The 12,595-nt window shown below is 41.4% G+C and carries 12 protein-coding genes and 3 pseudogenes; 8 read left to right on the forward strand and 7 right to left on the reverse strand.

Translation table 11 applies throughout. From position 1 onward, the window contains the following. Together ACYTXL_RS19775 and ACYTXL_RS19780 are read right to left on the reverse strand one after the other, a co-directional pair. A pseudogene (locus ACYTXL_RS19775) lies at positions 1-72 on the reverse strand (IS200/IS605 family transposase); the annotation flags it as partial. Between the two features lie 501 nt (positions 73-573). Next, positions 574-1,164 (reverse strand): annotated as a pseudogene (locus ACYTXL_RS19780) (Uma2 family endonuclease). Between the two features lie 791 nt (positions 1,165-1,955). Between ACYTXL_RS19780 and ACYTXL_RS19785 the strand changes: the two are divergent. Then, positions 1,956-2,649: pseudogene (locus ACYTXL_RS19785) on the forward strand (Uma2 family endonuclease). A 59-nt stretch (positions 2,650-2,708) separates the two neighbouring features. Here the strand turns inward: ACYTXL_RS19785 and ACYTXL_RS19790 are convergent. Next, the gene (locus tag ACYTXL_RS19790) at positions 2,709-3,995 is read right to left on the reverse strand and encodes a glutamyl-tRNA reductase (RefSeq protein ID WP_461926231.1); all 1,287 of its coding nucleotides are present in this window, start codon (positions 3,993-3,995) and stop codon (positions 2,709-2,711) included. A 240-nt stretch (positions 3,996-4,235) separates the two neighbouring features. Continuing rightward, positions 4,236-5,273, reverse strand: coding sequence for a class II fructose-bisphosphatase (gene glpX, locus ACYTXL_RS19795; RefSeq protein WP_461926232.1), 1,038 nt, complete (start codon positions 5,271-5,273; stop codon positions 4,236-4,238). 407 nt (positions 5,274-5,680) lie between these two features. Here glpX and grxC point away from each other — a divergent pair, with 407 nt between their 5' ends. The 6 genes from grxC (at position 5,681) to grxD (ending at position 9,348) form a co-directional block, all read left to right on the forward strand. Beyond that, positions 5,681-5,995 (forward strand): glutaredoxin 3, encoded by a 315-nt coding sequence (grxC, locus tag ACYTXL_RS19800; protein WP_461926233.1) that lies wholly within the window; start codon positions 5,681-5,683, stop codon positions 5,993-5,995. A gap of 299 nt (positions 5,996-6,294) precedes the next feature. Then, entirely contained in the window at positions 6,295-6,780 is a 486-nt protein-coding gene (tadA, locus tag ACYTXL_RS19805) for a tRNA adenosine(34) deaminase TadA (RefSeq protein WP_461926234.1), read from the forward strand. 115 nt (positions 6,781-6,895) lie between these two features. Further along, on the forward strand, positions 6,896-7,651 hold the full coding sequence (locus ACYTXL_RS19810; protein ID WP_461926235.1) for a lysophospholipid acyltransferase family protein: 756 nt from the start codon (positions 6,896-6,898) through the stop codon (positions 7,649-7,651). A 197-nt stretch (positions 7,652-7,848) separates the two neighbouring features. Then, complete coding sequence (locus tag ACYTXL_RS19815; protein ID WP_461926236.1) at positions 7,849-8,457, forward strand: hypothetical protein; 609 nt, start codon at positions 7,849-7,851, stop codon at positions 8,455-8,457. Positions 8,458-8,691: 234 nt separating this feature from the next. Further along, positions 8,692-8,949 carry a BolA family protein gene (locus ACYTXL_RS19820; protein ID WP_292791149.1) on the forward strand — a complete coding sequence of 86 codons (258 nt, stop codon included), beginning with the start codon at positions 8,692-8,694 and terminating at the stop codon, positions 8,947-8,949. 75 nt (positions 8,950-9,024) lie between these two features. Continuing rightward, the gene (grxD, locus tag ACYTXL_RS19825) at positions 9,025-9,348 is read left to right on the forward strand and encodes a Grx4 family monothiol glutaredoxin (protein ID WP_334906225.1); all 324 of its coding nucleotides are present in this window, start codon (positions 9,025-9,027) and stop codon (positions 9,346-9,348) included. 298 nt (positions 9,349-9,646) lie between these two features. Here grxD and ACYTXL_RS19830 read toward each other — a convergent pair whose 3' ends face one another. Further along, a complete protein-coding gene (locus ACYTXL_RS19830) occupies positions 9,647-9,895 on the reverse strand; it encodes a DUF6761 family protein (RefSeq protein ID WP_292837705.1) in 249 nt (82 codons plus the stop codon). 583 nt (positions 9,896-10,478) lie between these two features. On the opposite strand from ACYTXL_RS19830, the gene ACYTXL_RS19835 reads away from it, so the two are divergent. Continuing rightward, positions 10,479-11,252, forward strand: coding sequence for a response regulator transcription factor (locus tag ACYTXL_RS19835; protein ID WP_292805613.1), 774 nt, complete (start codon positions 10,479-10,481; stop codon positions 11,250-11,252). Between the two features lie 75 nt (positions 11,253-11,327). Here ACYTXL_RS19835 and ACYTXL_RS19840 read toward each other — a convergent pair whose 3' ends face one another. Beyond that, the gene (locus ACYTXL_RS19840; protein WP_461926237.1) at positions 11,328-12,095 is read right to left on the reverse strand and encodes an ABC transporter ATP-binding protein; all 768 of its coding nucleotides are present in this window, start codon (positions 12,093-12,095) and stop codon (positions 11,328-11,330) included. Positions 12,096-12,136: 41 nt separating this feature from the next. After that, positions 12,137-12,595 (reverse strand): hypothetical protein (locus ACYTXL_RS19845; RefSeq protein ID WP_461926238.1); only part of this gene is annotated, 459 nt, incomplete at its 5' end.

Genomic DNA, 12,595 nt, shown 5'->3' on the forward strand with positions numbered 1-12,595 from the left:
TCTGTACTTAACACACCATACAATATGATATTCAATTGCATAAACATAGCCTCTACCGTGTTTTACTTCCATACCTTATCTTACCATGTACATGATCATATACAAGACTCTAGCAAGAAAAATATGGAAATATGGAGCGCCTAACTCATGACTGGAAGTCACGAGTGTGCGGCTTGCAGAAATCAAATTTCATTTGCTCAGTGCGTAATTTGCGCTTTAGCGAAGACAGCGCAAACTACGAACCCACCCCTCAATTTGGCAGTTATTCGCTAAGGGATTTCCAAGAAATAAATTATTACTACTTGTGGGGTGGGCAGCGTTCGACTGACTTGTACTGAGCGTTGTCGTTGGCACAGCCTCTCGTAGATAAGTAGCGCTCACGCCGAAGTCTTGCCCGCTTTTGGTTCCTGGGCGGGCGAGACGCCCACCCCACAATAAATAATTGGATATTTTTTTATTTGTCAGTTCCTAAACAATCCTAAGTTAACATAATTACTAATTACGAATTATGCAGGGCTTGCTTCTCGCCTTCTCTACGAGACGCTACGCGAATGGCGAGTATTACGAATTATTTTAATCTTCGTTATTTTCGGCAAAATTAACTTGCTCATAAAGCTCGCACAATTCAATTTGAAAATCAACCGTTTGTAGTGATAAAGTTACAGATTCATGTTCAAATTCAGTAAATGACCATTGACTTTCCGCAGTTTTTACATACTACATCACATGATACTGATATTGGTCAATTAAAATATATTCCTTGAATTCTGGAATAGAGCGATAATAAAGAAACTTATCGCCTTGGTCATAATTTTTAGTCGATTTAGATAAAACTTCAGCAATTAACATTGGGCTCATAACCGTTGTTGTGCTGGTTCCTGTATAAATAGGTTGTCCCTCAATCACCATTACATCGGGATAAGTATGCTGCCGATAACGCGCTATCCACAAACGCACATCACCAATATAAACATCATAATTTTTACGCCTTAAAGCAATTTTTAAAGATGCAGCTAAATTCAAAGCAATTTTATTATGATTTGTAGTGCTACCCGTCACTGGTACAATTTCTCCATTATGGTATTCGCTTTTATATTCCGCCTTTTCTTCAATTTCTAAATACTCTTCAGGTGTGTAATAGAATTTTTGTGTTTCTAACTGCATAAAGATACAACCTATGATTGTGCGGCTAAAACTTTTTGATTAAACCTCATCTAAATTGAGAACCGTAGTTTTGGCCCTCACCCTAAATCCCTCTCCCAGATATGGGAGAGAGACTTTGAAATTCTGGCTCCCCTTCTCCCAAATCTGGGAGAAGGGGTTGGGGGATGAGGGCAAATCCTTTTGATCACAGAAGAACTACAGGTTTCAAGATAGACGTGGTTTATATTATCATTTTAAAGTGCTGTCTGAAGTTAGTCAGCTACAAGTTTTATGTTTGGTAGGGAACGGGTTGGGATTAAGCTTGAGAGAAAGTTGCACACGGTGTCAAATCTTCGGAAATTTGGCTCGTGTTAAAATAAAATTTTATATAGTTAGTAGTCGAAAATAATGTTTATGTCAATGATGACAATCAGAGATTTTAGAGCAAGTTCAAACCGCTTTTAGCGAAGCGGGTTTAGATTACCAACTGGAACTCGAAAATGGGAAAATTTCAATTATAAGCCCATCAGAACTATGGCCTCCGATCTTTACTGAGGAAGAAACACAAATTCAGTGAACAACTTTGGTAGCAACTCGCTAAATAATGCCAAGTGAATTTTGTTGAATGAATCTGAGGCTAATTGATGATATTTGCGATCGCATGATCACTTGGAACTATCTTACAGCAGTTTTCATGTATTTGAACCACATCTGTTGTAGGGGCACAGCAATGCTGTGCCCCTACCGCGTGGTCTATTTACCTGAAAAGAACTGTAAACTATGAGAAACCCGAAGACTGGAGGCGTAAGATTATGGTAATCACTGCTAATACCGCATCTGAGGTTATCTACCCCGAAAGCGACGGACAACCAATGGCGGATAATACCAAGCAATTTCGCTGGATAGTAACTATTAAAGAAAATTTAGAAATTTTATTTGCATCGCAATCAGATATATTCATCGCTGGAGATTTATTTTGGTATCCAGTTGAAGGCAATCCTAACATCAAACAAGCACCTAATACTCTGGTAGTGTTTGGTAGACCCAAGGTAGATAGGGGTTTTTACAAGCAATTTGAAGAAGAAAACATTCCGCCACAGGTAGTATTTGAAATATTATCTCCTGGTAATACAACTAAATAAATGGCAAAGAAACTTCTGTTTTATCAACGCTATGGAGTTTAAGAATATTACATTTACGACCCAGACCGAAATGAATTAACAGGATTTGTGCGCTCAGAAGATTGGTTACAAGAGATTAACCAGATTCATGGGTGGATAAGTCCCCGTTTGGGAATCCGTTTTGAACTGACCCCACAAACTCTAGAAATATATCGGCTTGATGGGATATAAATTTCTTACACCCGTTGAGCTTGACCAAGTACGTATACAAGAACGTCAAGCCAAAGAAGCAGCTCTCCAACAACTGGAAGAAGAACGCCAACGATATCAAGATTTATTGACACGACTACAAGAACGGGGAATTGACCCAGAACAACTTTTGTGAAAATTCAAAAGTTCAGATCCCCGACTTGGTAAAAGTTGTCGGGGATTTTGTTGTTGAGTTTAGCTAAACTGTTCCTCTGCATCTAGATTAAATAACATTTGCAGAGTTTGCATACACCGCCGTCTGGCTTCAACATCTTGCTGCGATCGCAATTGCACCATCGGGTCATGTAAAATTTTATTGACAATTCCCCGTGTTAATGCTTCAATCACCTCTTGATGTTTTTCAGCGAATTCTGAACCCAATCTCGACAAAGCTTTTTCTAATTCTTGTTCCCGAATGGTTTCGACTTTATTTCGCAGACAGCTAATAGTAGAGACAGTTTCTAAACTGCGCCACCAAATATCGAAAGCTTCTACTTCTTCCTCTAAAAGTCGCTCGGCTTCCTGTGCAATCTTCCGACGGCTTTCGTAGTTTTGCGCCACTACTGCCTTCAAATCATCCACATTAAACGCCTGTACATTTGCCAGTTCATTCACATCTGGGTGAACATTACGCGGCACAGAAATATCAAATAACATTAGAGAGCGCTGAACTTCTAAAACCATTTCCAATTTGGCGCGGTCAAGTATTGGCTCTGTTGCAGAAGTACTTGTAAATACCAAATCACTATCGGTAATTACCGCCATCATTTCTGATAGGGGATGAATTTGGAGCAGTTGTTGAGGGAACTGCTTTGCTAATTCTTGGGCGCGATCGCCAGAGCGATTTACAATACTAATTTGCACAGCACCTTTAGAAAGTAGGTGTTGCACCAGCAGCCGCGACATTTTACCAGCGCCGAGAATTACCACTCGGCAAGCAGCTAAATTTGCCACTTTAATCTGTGCTAACTCCACAGCTGCCGAACTAATAGAGACAGCGCCAGTACCAATACTAGTTTCAGTGCGAACCCGCTTCCCAGCAGTCAGCGCTTGTTTAAATAATCGATTCAAAATGGTTTTTATACCGTTATATTGCTGCCCCAGTTTGTGAGTAGTTTTCACCTGAGCCAGAATTTGACCTTCTCCGAGTACCAGACTATCTAAACCACCTGCTACCCGCATGACATGCATCACTGCATCATCATGTAGCAGCATAAACAAGTGTTGCCGCAGAGAAAGCACAGGTAATTTACTGTATTCTGCAAGAAACTGAGTTATTTCTCGGATACCTTGGTCTGTTTCACTGGTAACAATGTAGATTTCCAGGCGGTTACAAGTGCTAAGAATTGCAACTTCGTCAATATGGGGATAGCTGGCCAGTTGAGCGATCGCGCTTTCAATTTGTGGTTCTGGAATGCTCAGTTTTTCCCGAACTTCTACTGGGGCTGTTTTATGACTTAACCCCACCACTGCTATATTCATTTGCTAAATCGTAGTTACTAGTTGGTAGTTGGAAATAGGGTATTGAGTGAGAATAGGGAATAGGGAATTTTTGTTTATTGGTTGATAGTTTTTCTCAGCAACAAACAACAAATAATCACTAACTACTAACTACTAACTACTATAAGGGTAAAGCATTTTGGCGACTATTTTTCCGTTTTATAGAAACATTCCTTTCCAAATGCTTTGCCCTTACTTTTACCATTCCCTATTCCCTAAAAATTATCTCAGTTGCAGAGTCTTGGGTTCATCAAACATGTGAATTGTATCAACAATTCGAGCCGTTTTCGACTGGTTGGAAATTACCAAGCTCTGAGTTCTTGCCCCGCCCTTAAAGAAACGCACACCTTGCATGAGATCACCACTGGTAATGCCGCTACCAGCGAACAGAATAGTTTTACCAGATGCCAGTTCATGAGCATCATAAACCTTATCAGGGTCATTGATATTCATCGACTTTAAACGATCAATGTTGGCTTGTTTGCTTTCTCCAATCAGACCTGTTTTGACTACTGCTGGATCATAGATCAATTGACCTTGGAAGTGTCCACCCAAAGCACGCAATGCTGCTGCCGATATTACACCTTCAGGAGCAGCACCGATACCCATCAGCGCGTGGATATTAGTTCCAGCAAAACCACAGGATATGGCAGCACCTACATCACCATCTTCAATTAGTTGTACTCTAGCTCCAGCCTCACGGATTTCTTTAATTAAATCATTGTGGCGTTCGCGCTTCATTACTACTACTACAAGTTCATCAATACTCCGATCTAAAGCCTCCGAGAGAATCTTCAGGTTTTCCGTTGCTGACTTGTTGATGTCTACCTTGCCCTTAGCTGCGGGAGGTGCTGCTAACTTCTTCATGTAAAAGTCAGGAGCAGCAAATAATCCCCCCTTTTCCGAAATTGCCAAGACAGCCATCGAACCGGGTTGTCCATATGCTACCAAGTTCGTACCTTCACAGGGGTCAACCGCGATATCAATTTCAATTAGTTCATCAGGGTTACAGACCTGTTCGGCATTTGGTTGGGTACAGATACCAACTTCTTCGCCGATATAAAGCATAGGCGCGTCGTCGCGTTCGCCTTCCCCAATGACAATGCGACCCCGCATGTGGATTTTATTCATCCGCTCCCGCATGGCTTCCACTGCTACTTGGTCAGCAGTGTTTTTTTCGCCTTTGCCCATCCACTTTGCGGATGCGATCGCCGCTTGCTCTACTACTTCAATAATCTCTAACCCAAGTGTATTTTCCACAGAGTCCACCCTTTCAATTGCTTGAATTTCCGTCGTTTTATCCGGCTATTTCAGTATTCAAGTCTACCAAAGGGCGGATACACCTGGAAGAAAGTTAAGTTTTACTGCTAACTGGTTAAAAAAGTGCCAGTTAACACATTCTTATTTTTTACTCTATAACTACTCCAGTATAAAGCGCGTTCAAAAGTAACTAAGTTAAGAAATGGCACAAATGGGTAGCAGTGCAATCTAGAACATTGCTTTTCTTCAGTATCTATCTTGAGGTATAAAATAATCATTGACTGGATATTTGTCTTACTGGAATCATTTAGAGAGTTTCCAAAAGTGGGTTCCAACCCCAATGCGGTAAGCAGTGCCAGCAATGATCTACGCTAGAGACATAGTTAAAACCTTGCTTAAGCATCAATATGCTAGAATTTCTTAATCCCCTTTTAAATCGCCATCCAGAGCGAGTCAAAGCCAACGTCGAACTTTACACATGGCTAACTTGTCCTTACTGCATTCGTGCCAAAATGCTACTGTGGTGGAAAGGTGTAAATTTTACTGAATATAAAATCGACGGCAACGAAGCAGCCAGAGCTAAAATGGCAGAACGCGCTAATGGACGCCGTAGTGTACCGCAAATCTTTATCAATAACCAGCACATTGGCGGCTGCGATGACCTCTATCAGCTAGACACCCAAAGTCAACTAGATCCCCTTTTAGCCCAAGCCGTTATTTAACAATAAGATTAGCCCCCAAGGGTGGCTTGGTGATGCTAAACTTAAAAATTTTGATTTGTTTAACCCCTAACGGCAGGCTTACGCCAACGGAGAGGGGAGTTTTGGTCTATTAAACTAATCGTCATTCATTTTTCGAGAATGATTCGCTTGTAGTAAGGGCTTTAGCCCTGTTAGTATGCAACTTAAATGCCGATTAGCTTACCACGAAAGCGAAAAAATTCCATTCCTCTCTCCTTTTAGGAGAGAGGAATGGAAGTGAGGTCAGAATATTAAGTTGCACATACTCTATTTATCAGAAGATGCTAACTAAGTATACAGAATATCTTATACATCAACAATGGATGAGTTATGCCTTAGAATTAGCAAAAGCAGCAGGTGATGCCGATGAAGTCCCTGTAGGTGCCGTTATCATTGATTCAACTGGCAAATTGCTGGCACAAGGAGAAAACAGAAAAGAGCGCGACAAAGATCCTACCGCTCATGCGGAAATTCTCGCTCTCAAGAGAGCCGCAACAACTTTACAAAATTGGCATCTTAATGAGTGCAGCCTCTACGTAACTCTCGAACCTTGCCCGATGTGTGCAGGTGCGATTGTCCAAGCGCGTCTAGGACTACTTGTATATGGAGTAGACGATACAAAAACTGGCGCAATTCGTACAGTTATTAACATACCCGATAGCGCTGCTTCTAATCATCGTCTCCAGGTAATCGGAGGCATTCTAGAGTCAGCTTGTCGTCAACAATTACAGGCTTGGTTTGCCAATAAGCGGCGTAGTGTAAACTAACGGACAGAGGTAAAACTGTCCATCTAGTACGACACAAGTCACGCAAGAGAATCTACGGTGTAACTAGTCAGGCTTTACGTTAAATTTTATCCGTCAATCAGCTGCATCCGTCATAATGGAATTTTACTCTTCATCCGATACCTGCCAACACACAGCAGGAAATCCTCAGGTAGCTGGTACTACCTCAAGGGTTTCTCCTTGGTTAAGTCCTCTGGCACATTTATTTGGGCGTCACTGCCTATTACCATTATTCTTTGGGCAAATTAGAATAACCGGACAAAAAAATATCCCCACAACTGGGCCTGTAATTCTCGCGCCTACCCATCGGGCGCGTTGGGATGCATTGCTCGTACCCTACGCTACGGCTGATTGTCTGAGAGAACAAGATTTGCGGTTTATGGTGACTATTGACGAATGCCAAGGTTTGCAAGGCTGGTTTGTCCGACGTTTGGGGGGGTTTCCTGTAGATTCTAAGCATCCATCTATCCGCACGTTGCGACATGGAGTTGAACTACTTCAGCAGAATAAAACCCTGGTAATCTTTCCCGAAGGTAACATTTTTCGTGATGGACAAGTTCATCAGTTGAAGCCGGGAATTGCTCGTCTGGCTTTGAGTGCCGAATCTAGTCATTCCGGGCTGGGAGTGAAAATTATACCCATAGGCATTAATTACAGCCAACCTTATCCAAATTGGGGTACAGATGTAAGTATTCACATTGGTTCGCCAATCAGAGTCACGGATTACATGAGTGGCTGTATAAAACAAGATGCTAAAAGCATTACAGCTGATTTAGCAAAGGCACTGCAACAATTAAGCCATCAAGAAACAAAAATTACTAATCACGCATTTGTAGAAATTACTAATTCTTAATGTAGTCCGTAGGTATCGCTGATCAGGACGATTTTAGTTAGCTACTATACAAGGGTAATGGGAACTCGATTAAAGGGATTTTTAGTCTAAATCAGAGATACTTAGGATGTAGGTTTGCTTTGTCCAAGACCAAAACAGAGTTAAGATACCCGAAGTTTCCATAACTTTTTTATCTAGTTGTCACACTAATTGATCCCATGAACACTGCTGTCGCTGTTACCTTGATGCACCGTACTGTTTTATCAGTCATAGCAGTCCTCAGTCTGCTATCACCTGTGAATGCTCAGGTATCACAGTTACCAAGCACTACCAGCCAACCACAACCAATTGATCCCAGCGCTCCCAATAACCTTCGCCCCATAACCCAAAGTAACAGCCTTTTGAGTATTGATGGAGGCGATCGCTTAGTGAAAGATGCAGACCAAGCCATTTCTGCTCAAAATTACCCCTTAGCTGTTAAAAAACTGGAAGAAGCGCGTCAGGTTTATAATCAGCTATCTAATTTTTATCAAGAGTTAAATTCTAGCTTTTCGGGAATTGATAATAGAGTTTCAGATTCTCAGCGTCAAAAAGCTCTATCAACAGCCCAGAAGCGAGATGAAGCAACCTTTCAGCTAGCATTAGTACATCGAGCGCAAAATCAGCCAGAATTAGCTGTACCCTTGTTGATTCAAATAATTAAGAGTCAAAACCCGACGCGAGATTTAGGCAAGAAAGCCTATAAACAGTTGTTTGAATTGGGTTTTGTTGATTCTCCCTATCCCAAAGAAGGTGGTAGTTCATCTTCCTCGTCCCAAAAAAAATAAATTAAATTTTTGTTACCTGTTTTTCCCCATCTTTCACATCCTTCTCTCCCTGAGCAACACCTTGGAACGCCCCAGTGCTAGGATAGGATTATCTGCCGTAGACTTTGATCCAGCGTTCTGAAAAATATAGCTCAGAGGCGGATTTCTCCCCAGCCTTGTCAAAACCTGAAGTTGGCACAGGTATTTACTCTATATCTGTTAATAATAGAAAAGTAAGTTTTTTCAGGAATTGCGATGATTAGTCCGCAGCAGATTGAGGAAATGATCAAGGCGGAACTCCCAGATGCCCAGATTCAGGTACAAGACTTGACTGGTGGCGGTGATCACTATCAGGTGACAGTTGTTTCATCGCACTTTGCAGGTAAGGGATTAGTGCAACAGCACCAGTTAATTTATGGGGCGTTGGGGCAAGCTATGTCAACTGAAGCGATTCATGCCTTGGCAGTAAAAACATATACTCCCGAAGTTTGGCAAGCAACAACAGCTTCGTAAACATAGAGTTAGGAGTTATGAATTTTTAACTCCTAATTGGTTATCGTTGAATGCAACACAGGAAACACAAATATCATGACGCCAGAACTCAAACAGAAAATTGATAACTTGCTACAACAGAACAAGATTTTAGTTTTCATGAAGGGAAACAAGTTAATGCCCCAATGTGGTTTTTCTAACAACGTGGTACAGATTCTCAATACTTTGGGAGTTCCCTTCGAGACGGTTGATGTTCTATCAGATTCTGAAATCCGTCAAGGAATTAAAGAATACTCTAACTGGCCGACAATTCCCCAAGTGTATATCAATGGTGAATTCCTGGGCGGTTCTGACATCTTGATTGAACTGTACCAAAAAGGTGAATTGCAGCAACAAGTAGAAGTAGCACTAGCCTCGTAACTAATTCGTAATTCGTAATTCGTAGTTAAGAATCCAATTACGAATTATCAATTACGAGTTATTTTTAATAGGTTTCTGAGAAAAATACTTGATCTGTCTTTGAATCAATCAATTTCAAGTTATGTCAACAATCCCCTCAGCCGCATTGGTAAGACCAATATACGGCTGAGGGGATGCATTTTATAAATACAATATCTCCCAAATTTCACACCACGGCAAGCCGTTGAGAAATCCAGATAATATGGTATAATTATCTGTTGTAATTAACGGTTACTATTAATGACCAAGTAAATGGTACTTAGTAGTAATCGGGTTGTGGCTGTGGTTGCGGCACTGCAAAATTTGATCCATCGTACAAGTAGCGGCTGGCTTCCTCTTCTAAGCGATGAATCAGAAAAGGTTCAATGATGTTGCCATGTCGCAGTGCGGCTAGATATCCATCCAAATACATCCGCATATCATCCGTGCGATAACCGCGATTCCATAACTCGGCGAAGGCGTCGGTGAGTCTTTGGTAATAGCGGATGGTTTGTGTGTCTTGGAGCATAACTGCTGTATTAATCTCTTTGGAATGAGAATTGTAAATGATTCACGCTCAAATGTGAACTGTAATTTCACTTTGGCATCAACTCAAAGTCAATACATCTACTTTGGGCAGCACCCTCCTAACAGCTACAAGCTACTTTAATCCTATTCCAGAAAACATCGATTCTAGTTATCTGCTAAATTATTTTTATGATTTTCATAATCAACAGCCCAATTATATTGGGGTTATATTGCTGGATGTGGGTACTAATTTTTGCTAAAAAATCCACTTTCACCATCAGGTTGAAAAGCTGTTGTAGTAACGGTTAAGTGGTTGGATTATAAATATTTTCTACATGACACCCATCTCAAAGCAAAATGTTAATTTTAAAGAACTCTTAATAATTGTAACAAGACTTTTGATAAATTTAATAAAAATTTAAGAATATTTGTCATCCCTTTTCGGCAAGGCATAAATTAAAGATATGCCACTCTATTTTATAAGGAAATGTAAAGCTAATAGCAATTGAAGTAACAAAGGCTACAAAACCTTAGAGATAGGCTTGTTATTTTGAGAGTCATTGACGCTAAGGGGTCTTGCCACTGTGGGTTCCGTTTGTATAGAAATCATTGAGGGGAATCCCCATCTGAGGTCGTTGCTGGGTTGGCACTTGCAACAACTGGAATACCGTGTGCATCAAGCTGCCAGTATTTATCAAGCAAGGGAAGTATTTTTAAGCCATCAACCAACACTGGTCATTTTAGATGCAGACTTGCCTGATGGTGATGGCATTGAGTTTTGTCGGTGGTTACATCGTCAGCAGCAGCCTCTAATTTTAATGCTATCTGCCCGTAATACTGAAGGTGATATTGTGGCAGGTTTAAAGGCGGGTGCAGATGATTATTTGAGCAAACCTTTTGGGATGCAAGAGTTTTTGGCACGGGTAGAGGCACTGATTCGTCGGAAGCGCACACCAACTGCACCAGCTTATTTGGATTATGGCACTTTACAAATCGATTTAGTTCAGCGCCGTGTCCGCTTCCAGGGGGAGTTTATCGACTTAACACCCCAAGAATTCAGTTTGCTGTATGTTTTGGCACAAGCTGGGGGAGTGCCTCTGAGTAGGTCGGAATTGCTACGTCGGGCTTGGCCTGACGCCATCGATAACCCTCGTACCATTGATACTCACGTTTTGTCGCTGCGAAAAAAGGTGGAACTTGACCCCCGGCAACCGAATTTGATTCAAACTATCCGCAATGTAGGATACCGTTTTAATATGGAAATTTTGAATACTAATATTTCACAGTCACAAACAACAAAGTTAGCTAGAGAAAGATTTAGCAATCAACGTTCAACACTTAGTAGTAGTCAAGTGTGAATGGGGCATTGGGCATGGGGATAAGGCAGAGGAAGAAAATGACTCCTGATTTCTGTCTCCTGACTCATCTAAACTTTAAAATTCAAAATCGTCTTTAGCTTCTGCTTGAATCAAGGTTTCTCGTAATTCAACCCAGTCTACTTCAGAGACTCTTTGATTTGCGAATAAATGACCTTGTTGTAGGTGTAATAAACGAGTGCAAAACATTTGGGCTAGTTCCAGTTGATGATTTACCATCAGAATCGTAGTTTGATGAGTTTCACTTAACTGGATTAAGACTTGCATTAGATGAGACGCCGTACCAGCATCTAGGGCAGAGGTTGGCTCGTCCAATAATAATATTTTAGGCTGGATGACTAAGGCGCGAGCGATCGCTACTAATTGTCGTTGTCCAGCAGAAAGTTGCACCTCTGTTCGCCCTAACCATTCATTGGGAATGTGCAGTTGTTCTATCCAGTGACTGACTCGTTGCTGAATTGTCTGTTTGGACAAACCACGCAAAACTAAAGGATAAGCCAAGGCTTCCCCAACTGTCATCCCCAACAGTTTTGATTCTTGCAACACAAGTACAAGCATCTGGCGTAGCTCGATGACAGGAATTTGGCGATATTCTTGATTTTCTAGATAGATTTTGCCACTTGTGGGTTCAATTAGGCGGTTGAGGAGGTATAATAACGAAGTTTTACCAGCGCCAACTGGCCCCAAAATGGCAATGCGATCGCCGTGGAATACCTCGAAGGAAATATCTTGCAATATGGGGTATCCTTGCTGATTGCCTGGAAGTTGGGTTTTCAGCTTTGTAAACAGATTAACTTGCTCTAGCCTGAGTGTGGCATTATTCAAGGGGAGTAGGGAGATAGGGGAGAAATAACCAATGCCCTATTTTAAGTTAATTGTCTGGTGGTTAAGGCTGTAGCGATCGCCCAGCCATCGACCAAGAATAATAGTAGCGTAAATCCTAGTAAAATTAGGTACATCCACGGTTGCGCTAAAGGGCAAACATTTGTGGTATCAATACCTGTCTTTACTTGGACAATTTGCACGAAACGGGCAAATCCGGCTACACGCATCGGTAGTAAATAAGCTTTCCCATCCTGGCTGACGAAATAATAAACTAGCCCTCCTTGACCAGTGGTGCGAGGTTTTAACTCTTTCACTTGTGACCAAGGTAATAACCAGCCTTTACGAAAAAAGCGAGGCACCCAGGCGGGGTAAGTAACCTGAATTCCCGTGTCATCTACTATTACTTGTTCAGTCAATACAGCATACAAGGCAAGTAAACCGATGCCAATCCCTATCCACAATAATCCTGGGGATACGGGTGCAGCTGTTACCTGCGATAA

The sequence above is a fragment of the Nostoc sp. genome (genome assembly GCF_054880495.1).